General features: G+C 58.6%; 19 protein-coding genes and 7 pseudogenes. 7 read left to right on the top strand and 19 right to left on the bottom strand.

The window, feature by feature from the left end; all coding sequences use genetic code 11:
* Nucleotides 1-4: 4 nt before the first annotated feature.
* On the bottom strand, nucleotides 5-427 hold the full coding sequence (locus tag OMP40_RS18830) for a hypothetical protein (protein ID WP_277533679.1): 423 nt from the start codon (nucleotides 425-427) through the stop codon (nucleotides 5-7).
* Nucleotides 428-599: 172 nt separating this feature from the next.
* Between OMP40_RS18830 and OMP40_RS18825 the strand changes: the two are divergent.
* The 3 genes and pseudogenes from OMP40_RS18825 to OMP40_RS18815 all read left to right on the top strand — a co-directional run.
* A pseudogene (locus OMP40_RS18825) lies at nucleotides 600-929 on the top strand (LytR/AlgR family response regulator transcription factor); the annotation flags it as partial.
* A gap of 478 nt (nucleotides 930-1407) precedes the next feature.
* Nucleotides 1408-1773: a bacterial transcriptional activator domain-containing protein gene (locus OMP40_RS18820; RefSeq protein WP_338131181.1), complete on the top strand. Its 366-nt coding sequence runs from the start codon at nucleotides 1408-1410 to the stop codon at nucleotides 1771-1773.
* A 55-nt stretch (nucleotides 1774-1828) separates the two neighbouring features.
* Complete coding sequence (locus OMP40_RS18815) at nucleotides 1829-4852, top strand: hybrid sensor histidine kinase/response regulator (RefSeq protein WP_277533677.1); 3024 nt, start codon at nucleotides 1829-1831, stop codon at nucleotides 4850-4852.
* A gap of 7 nt (nucleotides 4853-4859) precedes the next feature.
* Here OMP40_RS18815 and OMP40_RS18810 read toward each other — a convergent pair whose 3' ends face one another.
* Nucleotides 4860-5222, bottom strand: a complete 363-nt coding sequence (locus OMP40_RS18810; protein WP_277533676.1) for a MerR family transcriptional regulator — start codon at nucleotides 5220-5222, stop codon at nucleotides 4860-4862.
* Nucleotides 5223-5353: 131 nt separating this feature from the next.
* On the opposite strand from OMP40_RS18810, the pseudogene OMP40_RS18805 reads away from it, so the two are divergent.
* Nucleotides 5354-5993: pseudogene (locus OMP40_RS18805) on the top strand (nitroreductase family protein).
* Between the two features lie 164 nt (nucleotides 5994-6157).
* On the opposite strand, the gene OMP40_RS18800 reads toward OMP40_RS18805, so the two are convergent.
* Together OMP40_RS18800 and OMP40_RS18795 are read right to left on the bottom strand one after the other, a co-directional pair.
* On the bottom strand, nucleotides 6158-6397 hold the full coding sequence (locus OMP40_RS18800; protein WP_277533675.1) for a hypothetical protein: 240 nt from the start codon (nucleotides 6395-6397) through the stop codon (nucleotides 6158-6160).
* Between the two features lies 1 nt (nucleotide 6398).
* On the bottom strand, nucleotides 6399-6824 hold the full coding sequence (locus OMP40_RS18795; protein WP_277533674.1) for a hypothetical protein: 426 nt from the start codon (nucleotides 6822-6824) through the stop codon (nucleotides 6399-6401).
* 100 nt (nucleotides 6825-6924) lie between these two features.
* Here OMP40_RS18795 and OMP40_RS18790 point away from each other — a divergent pair.
* Both OMP40_RS18790 and OMP40_RS18785 read left to right on the top strand, forming a co-directional pair.
* Nucleotides 6925-7248: pseudogene (locus tag OMP40_RS18790) on the top strand (SDR family NAD(P)-dependent oxidoreductase); the annotation flags it as partial.
* A gap of 97 nt (nucleotides 7249-7345) precedes the next feature.
* The gene (locus OMP40_RS18785) at nucleotides 7346-7771 is read left to right on the top strand and encodes an SDR family NAD(P)-dependent oxidoreductase (RefSeq protein WP_277533673.1); all 426 of its coding nucleotides are present in this window, start codon (nucleotides 7346-7348) and stop codon (nucleotides 7769-7771) included.
* Nucleotides 7772-7870: 99 nt separating this feature from the next.
* Here the strand turns inward: OMP40_RS18785 and OMP40_RS18780 are convergent, their stop codons facing one another.
* The 14 genes and pseudogenes from OMP40_RS18780 to OMP40_RS18715 all read right to left on the bottom strand — a co-directional run bounded on the left by OMP40_RS18780 (nucleotide 7871) and on the right by OMP40_RS18715 (nucleotide 21680).
* Nucleotides 7871-8467 carry a DinB family protein gene (locus OMP40_RS18780; protein WP_277533672.1) on the bottom strand — a complete coding sequence of 199 codons (597 nt, stop codon included), beginning with the start codon at nucleotides 8465-8467 and terminating at the stop codon, nucleotides 7871-7873.
* A gap of 64 nt (nucleotides 8468-8531) precedes the next feature.
* Nucleotides 8532-9483 (bottom strand): annotated as a pseudogene (locus OMP40_RS18775) (helix-turn-helix transcriptional regulator).
* Nucleotides 9484-9785: 302 nt separating this feature from the next.
* Nucleotides 9786-10682 (bottom strand): transketolase family protein, encoded by an 897-nt coding sequence (locus OMP40_RS18770; protein WP_277533671.1) that lies wholly within the window; start codon nucleotides 10680-10682, stop codon nucleotides 9786-9788.
* Nucleotides 10679-11230, bottom strand: a complete 552-nt coding sequence (locus OMP40_RS18765; RefSeq protein ID WP_277533670.1) for a thiamine pyrophosphate-dependent enzyme — start codon at nucleotides 11228-11230, stop codon at nucleotides 10679-10681. Before OMP40_RS18765 ends, OMP40_RS18770 begins: the two co-directional genes overlap by 4 nt.
* A gap of 73 nt (nucleotides 11231-11303) precedes the next feature.
* Nucleotides 11304-11429: pseudogene (locus tag OMP40_RS18760) on the bottom strand (transketolase); the annotation flags it as partial.
* Between the two features lie 38 nt (nucleotides 11430-11467).
* Nucleotides 11468-12310 (bottom strand): class I SAM-dependent methyltransferase, encoded by an 843-nt coding sequence (locus tag OMP40_RS18755; protein ID WP_277534890.1) that lies wholly within the window; start codon nucleotides 12308-12310, stop codon nucleotides 11468-11470.
* 395 nt (nucleotides 12311-12705) lie between these two features.
* A complete protein-coding gene (locus OMP40_RS18750; protein WP_277533669.1) occupies nucleotides 12706-13785 on the bottom strand; it encodes an NAD-dependent epimerase/dehydratase family protein in 1080 nt (359 codons plus the stop codon).
* Nucleotides 13782-15083, bottom strand: a pseudogene (gene rfbH / locus OMP40_RS18745) (lipopolysaccharide biosynthesis protein RfbH); the annotation flags it as partial. The pseudogene rfbH and the gene OMP40_RS18750, both read right to left, overlap by 4 nt.
* Before the next feature lie 100 nt (nucleotides 15084-15183).
* Nucleotides 15184-16263, bottom strand: a complete 1080-nt coding sequence (gene rfbG / locus OMP40_RS18740) for a CDP-glucose 4,6-dehydratase (protein ID WP_338131180.1) — start codon at nucleotides 16261-16263, stop codon at nucleotides 15184-15186.
* Nucleotides 16245-17023: pseudogene (rfbF, locus tag OMP40_RS18735) on the bottom strand (glucose-1-phosphate cytidylyltransferase). Before rfbF ends, rfbG begins: the two are co-directional and overlap by 19 nt.
* Before the next feature lie 37 nt (nucleotides 17024-17060).
* The gene (locus OMP40_RS18730; RefSeq protein WP_277533668.1) at nucleotides 17061-18569 is read right to left on the bottom strand and encodes a glycosyltransferase; all 1509 of its coding nucleotides are present in this window, start codon (nucleotides 18567-18569) and stop codon (nucleotides 17061-17063) included.
* 428 nt (nucleotides 18570-18997) lie between these two features.
* Nucleotides 18998-19960: an NAD(P)H-binding protein gene (locus OMP40_RS18725; protein ID WP_277534889.1), complete on the bottom strand. Its 963-nt coding sequence runs from the start codon at nucleotides 19958-19960 to the stop codon at nucleotides 18998-19000.
* Nucleotides 19961-20156: 196 nt separating this feature from the next.
* Nucleotides 20157-20678, bottom strand: a complete 522-nt coding sequence (locus OMP40_RS18720; protein ID WP_277534887.1) for a TetR/AcrR family transcriptional regulator — start codon at nucleotides 20676-20678, stop codon at nucleotides 20157-20159.
* Between the two features lie 312 nt (nucleotides 20679-20990).
* Nucleotides 20991-21680 carry an FMN-dependent NADH-azoreductase gene (locus tag OMP40_RS18715; RefSeq protein ID WP_338131214.1) on the bottom strand — a complete coding sequence of 230 codons (690 nt, stop codon included), beginning with the start codon at nucleotides 21678-21680 and terminating at the stop codon, nucleotides 20991-20993.
* A gap of 80 nt (nucleotides 21681-21760) precedes the next feature.
* Between OMP40_RS18715 and OMP40_RS18710 the strand changes: the two genes are divergently transcribed.
* Nucleotides 21761-22141 (top strand): winged helix-turn-helix transcriptional regulator, encoded by a 381-nt coding sequence (locus OMP40_RS18710; protein WP_277533666.1) that lies wholly within the window; start codon nucleotides 21761-21763, stop codon nucleotides 22139-22141.
* 185 nt (nucleotides 22142-22326) lie between these two features.
* On the opposite strand, the gene OMP40_RS18705 is transcribed toward OMP40_RS18710, so the two are convergent.
* A complete protein-coding gene (locus OMP40_RS18705; RefSeq protein ID WP_420871999.1) occupies nucleotides 22327-23271 on the bottom strand; it encodes a helix-turn-helix transcriptional regulator in 945 nt (314 codons plus the stop codon).
* Nucleotides 23272-23319: the final 48 nt, after the last annotated feature.

Below are 23319 nucleotides of genomic sequence, written 5' to 3'. Positions count from 1 at the left end.
CTCCTCAAGCGAAATGTAAAAAAAGGCTAAAGGGGTTGGACTGGCCGCCCAGATCGACCTGATCCTCCAGCTCGTAGCTGCCGACCGCTCCGGCGAGCATCGCGCCCGGTTTGCCGCCGTCGTCGGCGAAAATCGCGACCGACATCTTGGCCTTCGTGACGGTCGGCCGGCTCGTATTTTCGTATTTGGCGTTCAGCATGACCGCGCTAATCTCGCCGTATGCGTTGTTGATGCGAAACGGCGCAGCCACATAGCTGCCCGACGGCAGCGACCGATACGCGGGCGCCGAAGGCGGATTGTCGTAATTAATCGTGTCGTAAAGCGGCGCGAATGAAGCCGAGGCAGCCGGAAGGCGTACAAACGGCAGCACGAGCGCCAAAATAAGCAACAGCGCCAACGATCGTCTGAGCTTTGCGTAGTTTTTCATTTGAATGGTGGAACCTCCTGTTGAATCTATCGTCGCTTCTCAAATTATACCAACCGATTCTGGACATTCTCTGAACAATATTCGACGAAATTCTTGATTCGATGTCGAAAAGAAAGAACGGATGTGGTAAAAAGGAGGTATTGATTTTCTCGACGAATGGGGCTTTCACCGAATGAGAGCGATAATTATAGACGACGAGCAGCCTGCGATCGACCTGCTCAAAATATTGCTCGCCTCGGACGGGCGAACGGAAGTCGTCGCCGCTTTCCGGCGTCCTTCCGAAGCGCTGGAGCGGCTTGGCGAGCTGGCGCCGGACGCCATATATCTCGATGTCCATATGCCGAGCATGAGCGGCCTGGAGCTGGCCGAGCGGCTGTTCGCGCGTTATCCCGATCTTGAAGCCGACATCGTCTTCGTCACGGGCTACGGACATTATGCCGTCGAGGCGTTTCGCCTGAATGCGATCCATTACTTGCTCAAGCCCGCGGACGAAGAGAGCGTCAGGCAGACGGTAGACCGCGTGCTGCGACGTATATCCCGAGCTCATCCTCGCCTTCATATCAATCCCGTAGGGGAAAAGCCCGGTCCGGCGCCCCAGGACGAATATACCGTCGTTAAAGGGTTCGGCGGCTTCAAGATCGAGTCGCGGGATTCGGCTCCGATCAAGTGGCGAACGGCCAAATGCGAAGAGCTCATCGCCTTTCTGGCGCTTTACGGCGACCAGCCGATGTCCAAATGGGAGATTATCGAGCAGCTCTGGCCCGACCTGGACGTCGACAAGGCGCTGACGATGCTCCATACCACCGTATATCAGTCGCGCAAAGCTTTGAAGGCTTCGGGGCTGCGCGCCGACCTGCTGTTCGCCTCCGGCAAGTATCGTTTGTCGTGGTCGGGAGAGCCTGCGGACTTTAAGCGGTTCGAAGCCTTTTTTTACGACCTGCTTGAAGGTGGACAGGGACAACGCCCAGCCGTTCGAGCGCATGCTCGCTTTGTATGCGGGAGAGCTTTACGGAGATATGGACGCGACCTGGTGCATCGACAAACGCGAGCGTCTGCTCGTGCTGTATCTCGATCGCTCCCGCCAATACTGCCGCTATCTCTTGAAGCAAGGCGACGAGGACGGGGCGGAGCGCAAGCTGGTTGAACTGCTCCGGCGCTATCCGCTCGACGAAGGCTTCCATGAACTGATGCTGGGCTTGCTGGAGAGGCGCGGCGACCGCACCGGGTTCATCCAGCATTATCATCGACTCTCCGATATTCTTGAACAAGAGTTCGGTCTGCAGCCTGGCGATGGCGTCAAGCAATTGTACGAGCGCGTTTTAAATGCCGGGAAAGCCTCCGGCTAAAACTTTTCGCCAGCCGGGAGGGCGCCGATCATTAAACTCAACTTGCGCGCATGGCTTGAAAATAAGCCGCGTCTCGTTTTTATCATTTCCGCGCTCGTCTACGCCGCCACCTTTTTTTGTTCCCATCTATCAGCATCAACACGCCTACAGACCGGTCGCCGCGGCCGGCATCATCGATCTCCGGGAATGGGACTGCGCCTCGGACGTTACCGTTCCGCTTAACGGAGAATGGGCGTTTTATTGGTCCAGGCTCTTAACGCCCTCCGATCTGGAGGCAGGCGCCATACAGCCACAGACCTATATGAACGTGCCGGGGCACTGGAACGGCCAGCGCGTCGGGGACGTCGAGCTGCCGATCAACGGTTATGCCACCTACCGCCTTCAAGCCAAGCTATCCTGCAATCAGGGCACGCTAGCGCTCAAGACGTCCAATATCCGGGCATCCAACCGGATATTCGTCAACGGCGACGAGATCGGGCACAGCGGATCCCCGGCCGCGACAGCTTCGGCGATCATCCATCGCAACACCCCTTACGCAGGGTACTTTCAACTGCGAGGGAGCAGCGAGCTCGATATCGTCGTTCAGGTCGCGAGCTTCAAGAGCTTCAACTCGGGCATGGTGCAGACGATTACGCTTGGCAGGCAGGACGTGATCGCCCATCTAAGCGAGTACAACGTCCTGTTGGACGGTATCGTCTCCTCGGGGTTTCTATTTATCGGACTCTACTTCTTCGTCTTGTACTTCCAGCGCAACAATAGCAAGGAGCTTATCTACTTCGCCTTCGTCAGCTTCTCCGGCGGTATCTATCAGATGACGCATTCGGAGCGCCTTCTCATGAAGCTGCTGCCCTCGCTCGATGTCATGCCGCAACTGTGGATTGAAAACTTGTCCGCGCTCGGCGTATTGTTTTTCTTCTCCAGATTCACCTACTATCTGCTGCCCGGCGTATTCTCCCGCAAGGCGCTGCGGGTGCTGGAAGTCGTACTGGCGGCGTGCGCGGCGCTCGTGATCTTCACCAAAGCCACGTACTACGCGCCTTATATTTATTCGATCCTGCCGATGTCCGCCTTCGTCATGGGACTGAACGGCTATTATATGTACAAGGCTTCGCTCAAGCGCAGGCCCGGCGCCGTCTATCTGACGCTCTCCGCCATGAGCTGCTTTATCATGATGTTCACTTCCGCGCTCAACACGCTCTGGCAGCTCGACGGCCACTTTTTCCTGCCCATCGCCCAGCCGATTCTGGTCATCTCCCAGGCGCTGTACATGTCGCTGCAATTTACGAACGACTACAACCAAGTCAGGCGCTTAACGGACAAGCTGTCGGCGGCGGACAAGCTGAAGGACGAATTTTTGGCCAACACTTCGCATGAATTCAAATCGCCGCTCAACGGCATCATCAATATCTCGCAATCCCTGATCGAAGGCGCGCGGGGGCCGCTCGGCCGCGAGCAGTCCGAAGATCTGCAGCTGGTCAGGGACATCGGCCGGCGGCTTACGATATTGGTCAACGACATTCTGGACTACTCGCGCATGAAGCATCGCGATCTCGTCCTTCATATCGCCCCGGTAGATCTGTCCGCGGTCGTCGGGGCGGTCATCGGCCTATACGGTTATGCCATCAAAAGCAAGCCGCTGCTGCTCGACAATCGGATTGCGCCCGCCGAATTTTTCGTGCTGGCGGATGAAAACAGGCTGTATCAGATCATCCGCAATCTGATCGACAATGCCGTCAAGTATACGGAACGGGGCAGCGTCACCGTCACTGCGAGCGCCGCGGCCGGCAGCGTCAAGATTACGGTATCCGATACCGGCAGAGGCATTCCGCCGGATCGGCTGGAATCCGTTTTTATGTCCTACGAACAGGCGGCCGGCACGAACACCCAGCTCTCCGGCGGCGTCGGTCTCGGCTTGTTTATCGCGCGGCAGCTGGCCGAGCTGCAGGGCGGTACGATCGCTGCGGCTTCTTCGACCGGCGGCACGCAAATGGTGCTCACGCTGCCGGCGGCCCCGATGGGGGCCGAAGCGGCGCCGGCCGTGCAGGCCGAACCATCGATGGCGTCGGATGAATTCTCCGCTACGGAAGGCCACGGCCCGACGAACGTGCTGATCGTGGACGACGACTACAGCAACCTGCGCACGCTGCTGAACGTCCTTGCGCTGGACGGTTACACGGTGACGGCAGTGGGAAGCGGAGAAGAGGCGCTGCGCCGAATCGACGAGCAGCCTTACGATTTGTGCATTTTGGACATCATGATGCCGGGAATGACCGGTTACGAGCTGTGCAAACGGATCAGAGAACGCTACGCCTTGCCCGAATTGCCCGTGCTGCTCGTTACCGCGGGTTCAAGCCGGGAAGGCATGGCATACGGCTTTGAAGCCGGAGCCAATGATTTTCTGCTGAAGCCCTACGATATGTCGGAGCTGCGTACCCGCGTCAGGACGCTCATCGCGCTTAAGCAAGCCATGGGACAGGTCGTGCAGAAGGAACTGGCTTTCCTGCAAGCGCAGATCAAGCCGCACTTTTTGTTTAATACGCTCAATACCATTCTGTCGTTAAGTCATACGGATCACGCCAAATCTCGTACGGTGCTCCAGAACTTCAGCGCTTACCTGCGCTACAGCTTCGACTTCAGAGGCGAAACGGAGCTGTCCGAGGTCCGTCAGGAGCTGACTTTGATCAGGGCTTACGTGGATATCGAACTCGCGCGATTCGGCAGCGAGCTTAAGGTGGCGTACGATATCGATCCGGAAGCCGGCGCCTGCAGGATGCCTTCCCTTATGCTTCAGCCGATCGTCGAGAACGCCATCCATCACGGCGTCATGCGCAGAGAGGAAGGCGGGACCGTCCGGATCTCCGTCCACCTTCGCGACGGCCGGCTGCACGTGAACGTACGGGACGACGGCGTAGGTTTTGCTGCCAAAAGCACGTCCGGCGTTGACGGCCGAGGGGCGAATGTCGGTCTGGAAAATATCCGAAAGCGCCTCATGCATCTGTACAACGAGACGCTATGGATCGAGAGCAGCCTGTCCGAAGGCACCTCCGTCACGTTTTCCATTCCCCAGCAGCATCGATGATACGCGTTTAATGCGCGGCGCGGCATCGCGTCTGAAAATTCGCCTTGCCCGCCAATACATCGTTCAAGAAGTTTTTGGATGCTTCCAATTTTGCCTCCAGCTCTTGGATATACGTGATTTTGTCCCTAACCAGGGCTGTTTTCGCTGCAGGGGAACTTTCGCTTACAAGCACGAGTAGTTCCTCAATCGTAAAACCTAACGTAAGCAGCATCCTCACGTCCTGCAAATACTGAACCACTTCTTCATCGTAAACGCGATAGTTATTTTCATCTCTTGAAATAAACGTCTCCGGGATCAACTGCTTGCGTTCGTAAAATCGCAGCGTGGAAACGGGCAGCGCCGTCCGTCTGGAAACCTCGTTCGCTCTCATATCCAATCCCTTCCCGGCTTATCGAAATTGGCTCTTGCTATAAACCAAGGTTCATAGTTCATACTCACGTACAGGATAACCAGAGACATCGCCATTGTCAAAATAACTGGTTGTATCGAAGGAGAGACGACATGCCGGAGCCAATCAAGAATAACGATTTTACCGACATCGTGACCGGGCGGCGGTCCGTGAAGCTTTACGATGAGAACGTCAAAATTGCGAAGGAAGCGTTGCAAGCGATCATCGAGGAAGCAAGCTTGGCGCCTTCCTCCGCGAACATGCAGCCGTGGCGGGTGATCGTCGTTCATTCCGCTGAAGGGAAGCGCACGCTTCGGCCTCTCGTACAGTTTAATACGCGACAAAACGATACTTCTGCGGCGATGCTCATTATATTGGGGGATACGCAGAGTGAATTGTACGTAGAAAAAATTTATAATGCTGCTGTGGAAGCAGGGAAAATGCCCGGCGACGTACGTGACAAGCAGGTCGGACAAATCATGACCATGTTCCCCCCAATTGCCGCGAGAATTAAAGATCGAGATCGCCAAAGTCGATGCCAGCTTGTTTGCCATGCAGCTTATGCTGGTCGCCCGCGCGCATGGATACGATACGAACCCGATAGGCGGCTTTGAACGCGATCAGGTCGTTCGCGCATTCGGTCTGGACGACGAACGGTACGTGCCGGTCATGATTCTGTCGATCGGAAAAGCAAAAGAACCGGGGCACGAATCCGTGCGCTTGCCCGGCGAGGACATTACCTTTTGGCGCTGATGCGAATCGGCGTCTCCAGATACGGCAGCAGTCGGGCCGGTAACCCGGTCCGACTGTTTTTCCATAGGATCCGCTTTGCAGGCATTGTATTGTCTAGCGCGCAGGGAGACGTTGATACCTTTTCCGCTACCATGCGGCGGTTCTGCGTGCGATACCCTCTGTTTTTAGTCGTTTACGTCATCGTTCAGCCTCGTATTCAAATATTCGGCCGTATAGGCCACGAATTCGGAGACATCGTCAACAAAGTCAAACGACTCATAAGGGATGCCGGCTTGCGCCATCGCTTGTTTTTGGATCGGTGCCGGAGATGTATAGGGGAACAGCCCGATCACATAATAGGATTGCAGCTGGAAAAATTTTTCGATCGTTCGATCGTCCCAAGCGGGAAAAACGATTTGAAGCACGTCATTGGCCCCGGACATGATATGAAGGTATTTCTTTTTTGAAATCTACCAGCTTTTCGAGCGATACGTTCCGCTCAATCATCGTAAAAAGCATCGAAATAAGCTTTAAAAACCTTGGATGTCGATCCAAAACTTGTGCCCACTGACGCGAAAAATTTTGAATATCTCGCGTTCTCTCCGTGTCAAAGGTCTGGCGGATATCATGAAGCCAATCCGCGAATTCATCGAGCGCGACCCAAAGATAAATTTCTTCTTTCGAAGCGATATATTTATATAAATTCCCGCGCGTAAAGGTCGTTTCGTTCGCGATTTTGGCCAGGTCGATTTTATGGAATTCCTCTGTATCCAGCAGCTTGATCGCCGCATTTTTAATCTGCTCTATTCTGATTTTTCGTTGCTCGTCATTTCTAACGCGATCAAACTCCATCGATAGTGCCCCCCTTCGCCAAAAGTATAGCATACAACGCTTGCGCAACCTTAACCGGCGACTTATAATATCATTAAATAACGTGACGTCACGTTACTTAATGAGGGGGCTTACATTTGCTGCGTCCAGTCGGATGATTCATAAAGGGAGGAGCACGCACATGAAAAACCAGCAGGTCGTATTGGTCACAGGGGCATCGGCAGGCATCGGCAAAGCCACCGTGGAACTGCTTTTACGGGAAGGGTTCATCGTATACGGCGCTGCCAGACGCGTCGAGCAGATGAAGGACATCGAATCCCAAGGCGCGCGGATCATCGCGATGGATGTCACCGACGACATGTCCATGGTTCAAGGGGTCGACCGAATTATGCAGGAGCAAGGCCGCATCGACGTCCTGTTCAACAATGCCGGCTATGGCGCCTACGGATCGGTCGAAGACGTGCCGCTGGAGGAAGCAAGGCGCCAATTCGAAGTAAACCTTTTTTGGATTGAGCCGTCTGACGCAATTGGTTCTGCCCGTGATGAGACGGCAGGGATCGGGGAAGATCATCAATACTTCGTCCGCCGGCGGCAAGGTTTATACGCTGCTCGGCGCCTGGTACCATGCCGCCAAGCATGCGCTGGAGGGATTCTCCGATTGTCTGCGTCTGGAAGTCAAGCCGTTCGGCATAGACGTCGTTATTATTGAGCCGGGCGCTACGGCAAGCGAATGGTCCGAGGTTGTCCTGCAGCATGTACAAAAAACGTCGGGAAACACCGCATACCGCAAGATCGCCGATGCTTTTGTACGCACCTTCGAAAAGCTTGAAAAATCGAGCGGGGTGTATCCTCCCGATCGGATCGCGCGATTGGTAGCCGAAGCGATCCGCGCAAAAAAAGCCAAAAACACGATATGTGGCAGGCAACGCGCGACCCGTATTATTCATGCGGAAGGTCTTGTCCGATAAAATGTTCGATCGTATTCTCAATCGGACGTTCGGGATCTGACCGCTGGCGCGCTGCACCCACTCGAAGCCCGCTTCGAGGCGTCGGCGGCCTGCACAACCTCATGCCCTCGCTTGCCTCCAGGCGTTGACCAGCCGCTTTTTCTGCAGCAGATGGTGGCGGTAGTGCATCTCGACCAGCCGGAACCACTCGAGCGCATTCAAGCCGCCGAGCCGCGGGTGAGCGACCGTATTTTGCGCCAGCTCGAATGCCGCGTCCTTGCCCGGCTCCGAGTCGTCGCGGGCAACCGGTTCAAAAACGGCCGCCACCATCGGCTCGATCCCGGTCATCCGGCTCACCGTCTCGCGCAGCCCGTCTACGATCTGTTCCTTGCTCTCCGGCTGCGGCGGCGTGTACTGCGGCGATGGCGGAACCTGAATGCGCTCCGGCGGGAAGCTGCCCGTCCTGAACATCGCCTCCCCCTGCTCGGTCTTCCCCGTTGGCGACCCTGCCGGGGCGCCATTCGGCGTCAGGCACAGCCCGACATTCCGCAGATGCATGAATTGTGCCGAGCGGATCAGATGCATATGCATCTGGCCAAGCGACCATTCATCCTCCGCCGGCTTCCATAGCAGCTGCTCGAGGCTGAAGCCCTCCAATTCCCGCAAATAGCCGTTCACCGTCTCTTCGAATTGGCGCAGCGTTTCCTTCGTATTCATGGCCGGAACCACTCCTTTGTCTGAGTTGGCTCCAGCATACGACATCGCTCCTGACACAAGCGTGTCAGTACCTTTTTCGCATGCTCTCGATTTCCGCGCGCATGCGGTCCCGCAGCGACGCAGGCTCCAGCACGCGCACCGCCGCGCCCCAGCCGAGCGTCCACTGAAGCAGCTCCTCGATCCGCCGGACGCGGAACGTCGCCAGCCAACCTTCCTCCCCCCGGCTCGAACGATTCCATATAGAAGTTGTCCGCGCCCTGCACGAGGTCCGCGACGGCCGGATCGACCAGCATCCGCACGATGACGTTGCGGTCGTCCGCGGGCCGCCGGTCCTGAAGGTTAAAGCCGGGCAGGACTTCGAACGGCGCGTCTAGGACGACAAGCTCATTCATGCGGGACAGCCGAAAGTGGCGAACGTCGCCCCTCAACTCGCAGAACGCGACAAGCACCCACGCCCCTTGGGAAAAAACGAGCCCGTAAGGGTCGGCGGTCCGCTCGCTGTGACGATGGCCGTCCGGTCCCGGCAGGTGCTTGGAATAGCGGAAACGAATCTTGCGCTTCTGCACGATCGCCCGGCGCAGCCGCTCGAACGTTTCCTTTTCCTCTCCGCGCGCACCCCCCCCGTTCGATCGTTCATCAGCCGGATCGCCGATCGCAGCCGGGCGGTGTCCTCGCGTACGCGCTCCGGTAAAATAGCCTCGATCTTCTCTTGCGCGCTGCGGGCGTTCGCGCCGTACGCCGCGTCCAGCCTCATCTCGACGAAGTCCGCCCCGACGAGCAGCGCCGTCGCTTCCTCCGCCGTGAAGCTGACCGGGGGGAAGGAAGTAGCCCGCCATCAGGGAGTAGCCTATGCCCGGCGCGCCGGTTACCGGAACGCCCATCTCGCTGATCGCTTGCATGTCGCGATAAATCGTGCGGACGCTCGTCTCGAACCGGCCGGCCAGATCCTCGGCCCGGAGCACCCCTTTGCGCTGCAGCTCGATGACGATGGCCAGCATGCGCTCGGTCTTGTTCATGGCCTTCCACTTCCTTGTCATGCTTATTTACGCTAGATCATAGCTCGCTCTTTCCCCGTCGTAGTTAATCGTTATCCGTCCTGTCGGTACCGTAAACTGAATCCGGAAGGGCTTCATCCCTTGTGGAAGCTGTGCCGCAAAATTCACATCGCCCCAACCGGCCTGCTTGGGGGTGAGCCCCGCCAGATGCTCGATAAGGACGGGAATGGGCGCGCCGGCCCAGGCGTGGCACCGACGCCTCCGGCGCCATATCAAAATACAACGGCAGTACGTTCCCACGCAAGGAAAAGTACGGCGAGCGCTCAGGCGCTCACTCGGGCCTCACCACGCCCATCCGGGTCCGGAGAAAATCCTGGCTGCCCACGACATGCGAATACCGGTCGGGAATCCCGACGCGTCTGAAGGAGACCGCCTTCCCGTATTCCGCGACGACCTCGGCCACGGCGCTGCCGAGTCCCCCCGATGACGCTGTGCTCTTCGACGGTCAGGATCGGCATGCCGCTGTCGATCACGCGTTGAATGTACGGGACATCGAGCGGCTTGACCGTCGGGAAGCTGGCCAGCAGCACCGACTTCCCCGCCCGCTGCCACTCCCGGACCCATCGGCAGGCCGGCTCGAGCATCGTGCTGGTGACGAAGCAGGCCATGTCCGTGCCCTCCGCCACCGTGACGGCCTCTCCGATCGGGATCGTGCGTTCATCCGCATGAATACGGGGCTCGCCGTTCTTGCCCAGCCGGAAGTACATCGGCCCGTCGTGCGCGAAGCTGCGCCTGATCAGCTCCCTCGTCTCGACGGGATCTCCCGGACAGCATACGGTCATGTTGGGCAGGGCCCTCATGACGGCGATATCCTCGATCGCATGATGCGTCGCTCCCGCGGGACCGTAGCTTAGGCCGGCTCCGACGCCGATCAGCCTGACGTTCGTGTTCATATAGGCGATATCGACTCTGACCTGCTCGAAGCACCGCATCGTGATAAAGGGAATGATGCTGTACACATAGACGATTTTCCCCGACAGTGCCAGCCCGGCCGCGATGCCGGCGGCATTCTGCTCGGCGATGCCGGCATTCAGGAAGCGGTCCGGGTACCGGGCGGCGAACGGCTCCAGCACCGAGAAGCCCATATCCGGCGTAATGAGGAAAACGCGATCGTCGACGGCCGCCTGCGAAAGAAGCTCCCGGATAAACGTGCTCCTCATACGCGTCCCTCGAGCTCCGAGATCGCAAGCGACTTCTGCGCGTCGTCCGGCGATCGGTAATGCCACTCCAGCCGATCCTCCATGAACGATACGCCCTTGCCCTTGACCGTGTGGGCGATAATCGCCTTGGGGCCTGTCTGAGGCAGTCGGAGGACCCGCTCCAGTTCATCGGCGTCATGACCGTCGACCTCGTGCGCTTCCCAGCCGAATACCCGCCACCGGTCCGACAGGTTCGACTGGTCGATCACCTCGTTCGTTCTGCCGAAGCCTTGAAGCTTGTTGAAGTCGACGATGACGGTCAGCCCGCCGAGCCGCAGATGAGCAGCCAGCATCGCGGCCTCCCAGATGCTCCCCTCGTTGCACTCCCCGTCTCCGACGAGCACGTAGACGCGCCCCGGGTTCCCCGTCTGGCGGTTGGCGAGCGCCATCCCGAGCCCGATCGACAGCCCGTGCCCGAGAGAGCCTGCCGATGCTTCGATGCCGGGGACCGCATCCTTGTCGAGATGGCCGGGGAGCGATCCGCCGTCCACGTAATATCCGTCCAGCACGTCCGCCGCAAAAAAAGCCCCGCTCCGCAAGCGTGGCGTACAAGGCCGCGCTGCCATGTCCCTTGCTTAATATGAATTTGTCCCGGTCGGGCTTCTTCGGCTCCCCGGGTTCGATCCGCAGGATGCGGAAGTAAAGCACGTATAAGATGTCCACCATCGACAGGCATGTGCCGATATGCGAAGAACCGGAGCTGTGCATCATGCGCACAAGCGCCTTCCGGATGTTAACCGCCTGGCTCATGGAAGGTTCACCTCCGCGCCGAGCGTCACGATGTCGCCCGCATAGCCGTACTGATCCCTTAAAAGACGAACGAGCTCCGCCTGATAGGAGAGGGCGAGAATGACGATGGCGTCCGGATGATCCGAAGCCTGCTGCAGCCCGTCGGCGGACAGCACCAGAGACCCGATTCCGTTCAGCCTCTTGCGGCGCAAAAACGGATTGACGTCGTAGATGACCGGCACCTGGCGTTCGTCCAGCCCCGCGCCGCCCAGCAGGGCAAAGGTCCGGTGCGAGGCTCCGTACCCGTGCACGACCTTCCCGCCGGACGCCAGCGATGCGATTCGCTCGCGCACGCGCGCGAAATAACGCGGTGCATCGGCCGCAAACGCGCGGACCGGCTCCGGATCGGCAGCCGCAGCCGCCGCGACCGGTCCGCCGGTCGTGGCGATCGGCTCGGCCGATGCATGCCCAAGCCTGAACAGCATGAGAATGGAGCCCCCGTGGATATCGACGAACCGACCGCGATCCACGGTAAACCCGTATCGCCCGAAAAGCCGGCTTAATACCGGAACGGAGAAATAATTCAGATGCTCGTGAAACAGATTGGAGTAGCTGCGGTTCTCCACCGTCTTCTCCAAGCTCGGCACCTCGACGAGCAGTACGCCGTCTTCCTTGAGAATGAACCGCAGGGACGTTATCATATCGTGGAGGTCGTCGATGTGCTCGAGGACATGCCGGACGACGACGCAGTCGTACGGCTCCGGCCGGGCATCCGCGACAGACGCCGCGTTGAAGTAGCCCTGCCGTACCTGAACGCCTTTTTCCGCCGCGGCAGCGCACAGTTTCTGCGAAGGCTCGATGCCGGCGGCTTCGTTGTCCCCGTGCTCCGCCAGGCATTTTAGGAAGGTACCGTCCCCCCGCGCCTACCTCGTACACTCTTTTTTCGCGCAGCTCGTACTCGACGACGATTTGCTTGGCCAGCCGGTCCAGATAGGCTTGGTAGGACGCCGACGTGCCGCCGGCAAAGCTGTAGTGACGGTATATTTCCGGACCGATCGTCTCTCTCAGCTGAACCAGTCCGCACGAGGAACAATGCGCGAGCGTCAGCGGCAGTCTGATATCGAGCCTCTCGTTCTCTTCGGCGTAGATCCCCCGCTGCGGGAACATCGCGCAGGCGGAGCAACTCCGTCAACCGCTCGCTGCGGCAGGCGCGGCAGCGCTTGATCGCCGCATAGACCTGATCCGTCATCGTGATTCACCCTCGCTTTCCTGACCGCGGGAGACATACTGCGCCCGGTACCAGTCCATCGTTTTGCGGATGCCTACGGCAAGCGGCGTCTTCAGCGGGGGAGACAACGCCGATACCTTCGCTATGGCCGGGCACGAGATGCGCGGGCTGCCGATCATATAATCCGGCAGACGGTTGCGAATATGCACCTGCACGGGCTGCTCCGCGCAAGCCGCGACCATGCCGGCGAAGTCCTTGATCGATACGGACTCGTCGCTGCCGATGTTGTACGCCTCCCCCGGCGCCCCCCTTCTGCACGACGGCGAACAGCTGCGACAGGGCATCGGCCAAATAGCAAAAGCCGCGGCGCGCCGTGCCGTCGCTCCAAATGTCGATATCCCGGCCGTCGGCCGCTTTCCCGATAAAGTCCGCCCAAGCCCGGCCGTCGCGCGGCCTGAACCCCGGTCCGAAAATGTGAACCGGCCTTACGACGGTGATCGGGATCCGATGGACTCGCGCGTAAGCCGCGCAGAGCGTCTCCCCGAACCGCTTGGACTCGACGTAACAAGACCGCGGGCTCAAGTGATCGGTAGCGCCGATATACGATTCGCCGGTCGGCACATGGCCGGCATCCGGGTCGCCGTATATTTCCCCGGAGCTTACGAATACGAATTTCTGTAACCGCGCCTTGCCCTTGCAGCCCTCCAGCATCGCCTGCAGCGCCGCCGCATTGCTGTTGATCGTCCCGATCGGATCGTCCATATAAGAGGCAGGCGCCGCGTTGGAGGCGGCGTGGATCACGTAGTCGTACCCGTCCAGGTCGAGATGACGCGTCTCCCGGAGATCCATCCGCACGAACCGAATGCAGGGGCGATCCCACAGGCACCCGATGTTCGGATGGTCCGGCCCGAGCTCGCCTCGATGCACCGCCGTGACGCTCATGGTCCGGTCGAGCCGCGTCTCGTTGAGCCAGCCGAGGAACCGGAGCACATACGAGCCCAGCATGCCGGTGCCGCCGGTGATGAACCACGCGGTCCCCCGCCATGCCTCCGGCTCCGGAATATAAGGAAGCAGCGACGCAAAGTCGTCCTCGGGCAGCCGATTCATAGCGGATCACGCTGCCGGCGATCCGCGCAGAACTGCCGGATGCACTGGACCGTATGCGCGATCATCGTCTCCGTCAGTCCCGGATACACGCCTAACCAGAAGGTGCGCTCCATGATCCGGTTCGAACGGGGCAGGTCGCCGATCGTCCGGAATCCGCCGCCGCCGGCCCTCAGCTCGTCGAAGCAGGGATGCTTGATCAGATTCCCGGCGAACAGCATCCGGGTCTGGATGCCTTTCGATTCCAGATGCGCGACGAGCTCCGCGCGGCTGAACGGCGCGGCATCGGACAGCGTCAGGACAAATCCGAACCAGCTGGGCTCGGCATGGTCCGCGGCCTCGGGCAGGACGAATACGTCCGACAGCGGGGCGAGGCCCGCGCGCAGCAGCTCCCAGTTGCGTCTTCTGGCGGCGATGAATCCGGGCAGCTTCTCCAGCTGGGCGCAGCCTACGGCGGCCTGCATATCGGTGATTTTCAGGTTATAGCCCAAGTGGGCGTATACGTACTTGTGATCGTATCCGAACGGCAGCTCGCCGAACTGCTGGCCGAACCGCCGCCTGCAGGTGTTGTCGCAGCCGGAGGCGCACCAGCAATCGCGCCCCCAATCGCGGAACGACTCCAGCAGCCGCTTGAGCAGCGGATCGTTCGTATAGACGGCGCCGCCCTCGCCCATCGTCATATGATGGGGCGGATAGAAGCTGGACGTGCCGATATGGCCGACCGTGCCCGTATACCGCCAGACCGAATCGTACAGGTACCGGGAGCCGAGCGCGTCGCAATTGTCCTCGATCAGCCATAGGCCGTGCGCGTCGCAGAATCGCTTGACCTGCCGCAGATCGAACGGATTGCCGAGCGCATGGGCGATGATCACCGCCTTGGTCCGGTCGGACACGGCCCGTTCCAGCATCGAGCAATCTACATTGTAAGAAGGGATCTCGACGTCGACGAATACCGGGACGGCTCCGAACTGAATCGCGGGCGCGATCGTCGTCGGGAACCCTGCGGCCACGGTGATGACCTCGTCTCCCCGGCGGATTCTCCGTTCGCCTAGCTTGGGCGAGGTGAGGGCCATAAAAGCCAGCAAATTGGCGGAGGAGCCCGAATTCGTCGTCAGGCAATACTTCACGCCTAAAAAACGGGCGAACCGCTTCTCGAATTCGGCCGTATATTTGCCGGACGTGAGCCAGAAATCCAGCGCGGAATCGACCAGGTTGAGGACATCCTTCTCGTCGAACACGCGGCCCCCGTAGGAGATGGCGTCGCCGGGCTTATACGGCTTCCTCCGGTGCTTGACCGCATAATGCTTTTTTGACGGCTTCGAACACTTGCTGCCTCAGAGCGGCCTCTTCGTTATCCATGTCCTTCCCCCTCGCCTCGTCGTCCCGTGTCGGCCGTATTGTTCAATCTGCGCCAGGCATAGCTTCGCCGCGTCCTCGCCGTCCCTGTACGCGCGCGCCCACTCCACGACTTTGCCGAGGGCCGTATCGAGGTCCCACTTCGGCCGCCAGCCCAGCCTTGCCGTCGCTTTCGTGCAGATGAGCTTCAGCACATGCGCTTCGTGCGGACGGTTCCCGTCTCCGTCGTCCGGCGCATAGCCGGCCGCGCCGTCCCACATCCCGCACAGTGTCTCGACCAGCTCGGATACCGGCTTCATATCCCGCTCCGCCGGACCGAAGTTCCAGGCTTCCGCAAATGCGGATCCCTCCCCGGAAAAGGCGCTGCGCAAGCAGCAAATAGCCGCCGAGCGGCTCGAGCACATGCTGCCAGGGGCGTATGGCGCCCGGACTGCGGAGGCGGATCCGCTCGCCGTTCAGCAGGGCATCCAGGCAGTCCGGCACGAGCCGGTCCTGCGCCCAGTCCCCGCCTCCGATGACGTTGCCGGACCTGGCGGTGGCCACGGCCGCGCCATGGCTCGTATCGTGCGCCGGATGAAAATAGGAGCTTCGGTACGCGGCCGCCACCAGCTCCGCGCAGGCCTTGCTGCTCGAATACGGGTCGCGCCCGCCCAGCCGGTCGTGCTCCGCATATCCGGTATCCCGCTCGTCGTTCTCGTAGCATTTATCCGTCGTGACGATCACGACCGCCCTGACGGAGCCGCACGCGCGCACGGCCTCGAGCAGGTGGACCGTGCCCATGACGTTGGTGGCATACGTCTCGACGGGCTGCCTGTAGGAAGTCCGGACGAGCGGCTGGGCCGCCAGATGAAGGACGACCTCTGGCGCCGCGCGCCGCATGGCGCCGGCGAGACCCTCCGGATCTCTGACGTCTCCGATGACCGAGGTCATCGTACGGCCGATCCGCGCCAGCTCGAACAGCGACGGCCCGGCCGGCGGCATCCGGCCGTAGCCCGTGACCTCCGCCCCGAGGGCGCGCAGCCAGAGGCACAGCCAGGAGCCCTTGAATCCGGTATGGCCGGTCACGAACACCTTCCGCCCGCTCCAAAACGCCGCGTCGATGTCGATCATGCCCAGCGCCTCCATGGGGCCGCGCCCGATTTCCACAATTGCTCCAGATGATTCTTGTCCCTCAGCGTATCCATCGGCTGCCAGAAGCCGGAGTGCCGGTAGGCCATCAGCTGCCGGCTCGCGGCTAACGTCTCGAGCGGTCCGGTCTCGAACGCCGTATCGTCGCCGCCCAGGAGATCGAAAACCCCCCGGCTCCAAAACAAAAAATCCGCCGTTCACCCAGGCATGATCGCCTCTGGGCTTCTCGATGAACCCTTGCACGACGCGGTCCTCCCCCAGCCGGAGCGAGCCGAATCGGCCGCCGGGCTGCACCGCCGTTACCGTCGCCAGCCGCCCATGGCTCTTGTGGAACCGCGCCAGCTCCCCGATGTCGACGTCGCCGACGCCGTCGCCGTACGTCAGCATGAACGTCTCGTCGCCGATATAGGGCCGGATGCGCCTCACTCTCCCCCCCGGTCATCGTATCCAGCCCCGTATTGACCAGCGTGACGCGCCACGGCTCGGCGTCATGGTGATGGATGACTTGATGATTGGCGTTCGTGAAGTCAAAGGTGACGTCCGATTCATGCAAAAAATAGTGGGCGAAATATTCCTTGATGCAATATCCCTTGTAGCCCAGGCAAATAATAAAGTCCTGATAGCCGTAGTGGGAGTAGATCTTCATGATATGCCATAGCAGCGGCCTGCCCCCGATCTCGACCATGGGCTTCGGCCGCAGATGGGATTCCTCGCTGATTCTCGTGCCGAGCCCGCCCGCCAGTATCACAACCTTCATGGACCCTCATCCTTTTGCGTATAAAATACAGTCCCCGTCAGTCCTGCTTCATTAAGTCAAGCAAAACGCGGTAAGCCTCCTCGAAGTACGGCTCGCCGGCATATTGTTCAATAAAAACGTCCACGAACTTCTCCGGCTCGAACTGCGTCAGGCCGCTCCGGCGAATATATTGGAACTGCGGGAATAGATGACGGCCCAAAATGTTGAACTTGTCGGCGGACACCGCCTCGCTCGTCAATCCCCTGCCGATGAAGTCGGATATAATACGCAGGTAGTTTTTGATGAAGACCTCTGCGTAGCTGTATTCGCTGATGCTGGCGGAAGGGTAGAAGACAGGCCCGTAACGAACGCAGAATTCGGGGTTCTGCTCCAATACGCTGTACTGGAGATGAAGCTGGTTCAACAAGCTTCCCGCGAACCGCAGCGGATCGGGGATTCCGGCAAGCTGCTTCCTGTTGAAGACCAGGGAAGAGATGAACGTGGCATGGATCGACGCTTCCCTCAAGTAGCTGTCCATGCCCGTAAAGCGCCGGGGCGCCTGCGGCTCGGCCAGCACGTTCAAGAACAGCATGCCGCAGCTCCTGTGCCGGTCGGCCACATGGAGAATGTCGTACAGCGTGCCCGCGATAAAGTAATCGTCGTCGCCGTGCAGCAGGACGAATCGGCCCGACGCCTCCTGCAGGACGCGGACGACATTCCGGTCGGCGCCGATATTCTCGCCGGTCCTGCTGTACCTCATCGTCGGGTATCGGCTTGCGAACGCCAATGCGACCCGCTCCGTATGATCCGTCGAAGCGTTGTTCGACACGACGACTTCGAAATTCGCGTCGTCGCCGATCTGCGAATAAATAGACGCCAGGCACTGCTCCAAAATATCCGCGCGGTTATACGTGGGAATGGCGATCGACAGCAGCGGGGAATTCGGCTCGACACGCGATGAATCCGTATGCATGCCGCCCTCCCGTACGCACCAAGGGTACGCCTGCGACGGCACCCCGGCCTCGTACCCCGCCTTCATGAACGCCAACGCCTGCGACGGGCCGCAGGACTGCCGTCCCCCGCAAGGCTCCGCCTGCCACGGCACATCGTACTGCGTAGCCATGAGCAGGCCATCCACGGCGGCGACCCGGCGATAATCGGCGTCCACCTCTCCGTAAACGACCGGCGCCATGGTGCCGTCCCGGTTTTCGTACATTTTGCCGTATTTGTGCGCGGCATCCTGCCAGCTGCCGCTCGCCGGCAGTTGATCTGCGCCGGCCATACCGATCAGACCGAGCCGGGCATGGGACCGAAAGAGCGCCACCGCGTCGACAATAAAGTTTGGGTTCACGATCCGGGCATTCCGCTGCACATATACTTTGTATTTGGCGTCGGAGGCCTTCATGGCCTCGTTGTATACCGGCGCGGCGCCAGCGCCGACGTCGACAAGGATGATGTCCAGCTCCATGTCCTCGGGCATGGCGAGCGCTTGAATGGCGGACAAGGACTTCCGTTTCTGCTCTTCGTTATCCACGTCGACGATAAAACAGATTCTCTTGGGATCCATCGCGGCAGCCCCCGTCTGAATGAAAATTCGGGGCCGTGAAGCCCAACTGCGAGCCGTGCATGAGAAAACGGAACATGTACACGTACATGAGATACCTTATTCCGGCCCGCGGTTAGACGTACGCGCGCGGCGGCAAATTGGTCGCCTGTCTCTAACAAAGCGGACTAATTGTTGCGGCTATTGCAAAAAAAGATGTTGGCCTTTCCTCAAGCTTTCTGCTTTTTCCTCCAAACTTAAAAAAGGCACCCCCCACAGGTGCCAATCGCTCATTTCATTATCTGTCGGCTAGCTTGTATGCGTTGGAGGAATTGACCGGCGCCACATTAACCCCAACGATCTTAACCACACTGGGGATCGGGATGTGCAAGGCCACCGGCTTATTCATTATATTGATATTCGAATACAGAACATTTCCGTCAACCCGTTAGTTATTTCCTCTTCTGCAGCGCTCTTATCGTTGAAGTGATCCCTTCCTGGAACGGCGTTGCTTTGACCGGGCCGATCGACTGCTCGTACTTGTCTCGGCTAAGCGTCAGAGGCTCTTCGGTTAAGTAAAGCATCTCCACCACTTCCCTCATCACAGGCAAGCCGATTCCGAGCAGGGACAAGCCCAGTTTCTTTAACGGAATAACCGATTTGGCGCTGCCGCTTGCCGATTGCGCGATCTTCACGATGTCTCGCCCAGCGATTAATCCGGCACCCGGGATATGCCAATTTTGGCCGTAGGCTAAGTCTCTACCGGCCAACTCGACGATCATGGGGGCCGCGTCCGGCAGGTAGACGAATTCACGGGGAATATGCATATTCCCGATATAAAAAGCCATCTTGCCCGCCGCGATCGCTTCGAGCGTCGAGCCCAAATAAGAAGCTTCGTTAGCGGTAGGTCCGTAATAATCCGGCAAGCGTGCGATCGCAACCTTGGCCTTTTTCCACCGCTTGCTGAACAACATCCGCTCGAAGTCCAACCGAACTTTGCCTTTTCGCGTATGCGGCGCTTTCGGATGCTCCTCGGTTACGGGGTTCGATTGTCTCCTTCCGTAAGGATAGATTCCGTCAATCGCAACGACTCGGGCAGCCAGGCGGTCCGCCGCCTCCATCACCGACTCGCCCAGCGGAATCAGCTTGCTCGACATCTCGTGGTACGGAACATTCGCGCAATGGAACCACACGTCCGCTCCGCCTGCTTGAGAAGCGATATCGTCCGGTCGCATAGCGTCCCCAACGGCAACAGACAGATGTACCGGGTTGCCTAGCCGACTCGCGAATTGCTCTAATTTGTGACGTGAACGCCCGAACGCAATCGTGTCGATCCCGCGTCTAACCAGCTCTTCCGTGATCGCGGCACCCGTTCCGCCGGTTGCTCCAATGACCATTGCCTTCGTTATCATCATCATCCCACTCGACCTCTTTCGCATTGTGATTGATTAGTCACTCATTTTGCGCGCCAGATGACGAGCACCTTTGCCCAATGGAATCTATTCAGATTTCTTTCCATTAGTGATTGATCAATCACTAATCTGCAATTTGACTATAACGATTTGTGAGTGATTGGTCAATAACCAATTTTGAAATAAAAACCGCCTCTCCTCATCTCTTCATTAATTCGGGCATACTTAGCGCCACAGCGACGTTGCACAGCAAGCCTCGCGCGAGAAACAGCATCGTTCGCTCCTCGGCTTTGTCGACACCGGCCTCCTGGAATGCGGCGAGCACCATTTCGCGAACTTCCTTAAAGCCGTTCCTCATCGACTGCCGGATCGCTTCCTCCTGAATTGTCTGCGCCTGCATCTGCAATAAAATCTCGTTATGGTGCATCGCCTGAATGTTCTCGTATTCCTGGATCAGCGTAGCCTCCAACAAATCCGGCGACGTTTGCTCTATCACCTGACGGAACGATTGAATTACTCTGGACCAAGAGGCTTCCAACGCGCCGAGCAGCAAAAGCTCCTTTGTCGAGAAAAACTTGAAAACGTAAGGTTGTGAAATGTTCGCCCGCTGTGCCACCTGTGCCGTCGTAGCACGGTAATAGCCGACTTCGGCGAATACCTCGATCGCCGCGGAAACAATCTCCGCCTTGCGATTAACGGAAGTAAAATTGGATTTAGCCAACGCATGATCCTCCAAAAGATAGTGATTGATCAATAACAAAGCCAGTATACCGCTGCCGTCAGCTAAACGCAAATGCGGTTGAGATTTTGTTTATATTCTTGCCGCCGCACGGGAATAATCGGAAAGGAGAGGACTTTGCCTGGCGAAGTCAAAGCTGATGCAGGGCCTGGTCTTTGACCAGAAGCTGAAGGCGTTAATGCAGAAAGACGTGCTACAATCCATGCAAACTCCCCCGGGAGCGGGCGTATGCGCCCCCCCGGGGAGTCGATGAATTCCTTTGCGTCCGTCCGTCTCGAATCGAAAAGCCTTCCTTTAGAACGCAGCCGCTTTTGTGGCTGCTTCTTTGATACCGGCTGCGACGATGTCGGCGGCGCGGTCCTGGAACTGGTTGTGGCCTTCTACGATCACGGACTCGGGCTGCGTAATGCCCCAGAAGCCGAGAATGACTTTGACATAATTAACGGCCATCTCGAACGGAGCCATCACTTCGTTGGAGTAGTCGCCGCCCCGCGCCGCGAGCAGCATGACCTTCTTGTCGCCGGCCAAGCCGACGGGACCCTCGGCCGTGTATTTGAACGTCTTCCCCGTCTGCGACAAATAGGAGGCATACGTAATCAGAGGCGCCGGCACGGTGAAGTTCCAGAGCGGGAACGCCAGCACGACTTTGTCGGCGGCCAGGAACTGCTCCAGATAACGGCTCGAGATCTCTGCCGCCTGCCGTTCTTCAGCCGTCGGCTCGAAGCCTTGGCTCAGCTTGTACAAACCGGTGATCGTCGTGTTGCCGTAATACGGAAGATTTTCCGCGAACAGATCCAACTCGGTAATCGTGTCGGACGGATGCGTCTCCTTATAGGCGGTCAGGAATGCGTCGTATAATTTTACGCTTGCGGCTTGATCCGCCGGGCGGTCGTTTGCTTTAACAAACAGTACATTTGCCATCTTATTTTCCTCCCCATTCGTTGTAAGAAATTTATACTGTGATTTTACAAGCACAGTTGTTATTATGGAACAAGATCGTGTCGCTGGGAAGAACGCACTTTAAGGTGGCTTAGTATGCTTTTGGAAACTGAGGAGGTGGCGGCATGGCATCGACTGAGCAGTGCCACGCGGCTGAAGCCGTCGACATTTTTGCCGGCAAATGGAATGGCGACATCTTGTTCCATCTGTTCACCGGCGGGACGAAACGATTCAACGAGCTGCGGGCGCTCGTCCCCGGCATTACGCAGAAAATCCTGACGGGCCTGCTGAGGGAGCTTGAAGAACAGGATATCGTAAAGCGCGTCGTCTACCCGCAGGTTCCGCCGAAGGTCGAGTACTCGGTGACGGACTACGGCAGAACGCTGGAGCCGGTTATCGTCGCCATGCACCTGTGGGGCGAGCGCCATAAGGAGCATATGCGGCAAAAAAAGGTAGAAGAGGCGAGCTCGGTGCACGGCGCGCATGAGGCCGGAGGCCGCTCGTAAGCTCGGTAGGCGCATTCACTGTAGGCTTGGTCGGGGCGGGAGATTCGAATCGCCCGCCCGCCGGGCAGCCGGTGTAATAGAGGTATGGTTATCGTCCCCGGCGATCGGGACTCGAGGGGGTTAGCGGCATGCCGTGCCGTTATCGTCTCTCCTTAGTTATTTAGGCTTAACGTCCTGGCGTGTATTTAGTTAAAATGTCCGCACTTCCCCCTTAACCGCTCTTCCAGAATCGAACGCAGCTCATCGGGAATCCGTTCAAACGCGACTCCTTTCCCCAAGAACAAAAGCCAATCCGCGTAGTACGTCAGCGTCTCTTCATCGGTCACATCCAGTTGGACGTTAAAAATCCCGCTCGACTGGAACATTCCGGTAAAGGACAAAATAATCCCCGGCGGATGCAATCGCTTAAAGCGCTGAATCCCGGTCGCATCAAGCTTGACTACCAGATTGGATTCACGGGCGCCAAGCCGTTTTTGGCTTAAAATCTCTTGCTCGGACCGCATGAGCTTCTGTTCGGAAATGGCAGAGTCCCGCAGCATCTCGACGGGCAAATAACGAAACGCGTCCGTATCGAGATCATAAACCTCGACCAGCCAATGCGCGTTCGCGTTCAAAATATGAAGCACATACACGTCCATCAACTGCGGCCAGCCGGGACTCGGCTCATACGTCAAGCGCAAGTGCTTATCCCGCGCAGCAAGCGAAATCAACTGGTTCAACTCCGCAGGCGCCGCATCGTCGAGCTCCAGAAGATTCGGATTCGCCGGATTCGTATTTTCAAAAAGCAAGAGCTGATTAAGCTCGATCAGCTCGTCGTGCTGGGTTTGCGACGCGATGCCGATGAGCTTTTCAGTAATGGAGCGGCGATTTTGCAAATAAGGCAGCTGCGAATTTTTCGAGGCGATAAAGCTGATAAAAATGGCCTTCAGCTCTTCCGGCGTAAATCGGACAGTGGGCAGGTACTGATTTTGCAGGACATTGTAGCCGCCTCCGCGCCCCAGCTCGGTCGTCAGCGGAAAGCCCATCGCCTGAATCTCGTTCATGTCGCGGATCGCCGTCGCACGGGAAATCTTGAACTCCCGCTGAATCTCGGCAATCGTAAAACGCGCGCGGTTGTTGATGAAGCGCATGATCAGGTTCACTCGTTCTGTTTTTTTTCATGGTTTTATTGTATCAGA

Origin of the sequence: Cohnella rhizosphaerae, assembly GCF_029525575.1 — a bacterium.
Lineage (GTDB): Bacteria > Bacillota > Bacilli > Paenibacillales > Paenibacillaceae > Cohnella > Cohnella rhizosphaerae.
The sequence above is the reverse complement of the archived record's forward strand: the minus strand, read 5'-3'. Positions and strand labels throughout refer to the sequence as shown.

Coding starts and splice junctions, on each gene's coding strand:
- OMP40_RS18785 (WP_277533673.1), top strand. CDS start 7,346: ATGAGACGGCAGGGATCGGGGAAGATCATCAATACTTCGTCCGCCGGC.
- OMP40_RS18795 (WP_277533674.1), bottom strand. CDS start 6,824: ATGGAGTTTGATCGCGTTAGAAATGACGAGCAACGAAAAATCAGAATA.
- OMP40_RS18710 (WP_277533666.1), top strand. CDS start 21,761: ATGGCATCGACTGAGCAGTGCCACGCGGCTGAAGCCGTCGACATTTTT.
- OMP40_RS18730 (WP_277533668.1), bottom strand. CDS start 18,569: ATGGATCCCAAGAGAATCTGTTTTATCGTCGACGTGGATAACGAAGAG.
- OMP40_RS18770 (WP_277533671.1), bottom strand. CDS start 10,682: ATGAGGAGCACGTTTATCCGGGAGCTTCTTTCGCAGGCGGCCGTCGAC.
- OMP40_RS18810 (WP_277533676.1), bottom strand. CDS start 5,222: ATGAGAGCGAACGAGGTTTCCAGACGGACGGCGCTGCCCGTTTCCACG.
- OMP40_RS18750 (WP_277533669.1), bottom strand. CDS start 13,785: ATGAATCGGCTGCCCGAGGACGACTTTGCGTCGCTGCTTCCTTATATT.
- OMP40_RS18705 (WP_420871999.1), bottom strand. CDS start 23,271: ATGCGCTTCATCAACAACCGCGCGCGTTTTACGATTGCCGAGATTCAG.
- rfbG (WP_338131180.1), bottom strand. CDS start 16,263: ATGGAGGCGCTGGGCATGATCGACATCGACGCGGCGTTTTGGAGCGGG.
- OMP40_RS18820 (WP_338131181.1), top strand. CDS start 1,408: ATGCTCGCTTTGTATGCGGGAGAGCTTTACGGAGATATGGACGCGACC.
- OMP40_RS18725 (WP_277534889.1), bottom strand. CDS start 19,960: ATGATGATAACGAAGGCAATGGTCATTGGAGCAACCGGCGGAACGGGT.
- OMP40_RS18830 (WP_277533679.1), bottom strand. CDS start 427: ATGAAAAACTACGCAAAGCTCAGACGATCGTTGGCGCTGTTGCTTATT.
- OMP40_RS18780 (WP_277533672.1), bottom strand. CDS start 8,467: ATGAATACGAAGGAAACGCTGCGCCAATTCGAAGAGACGGTGAACGGC.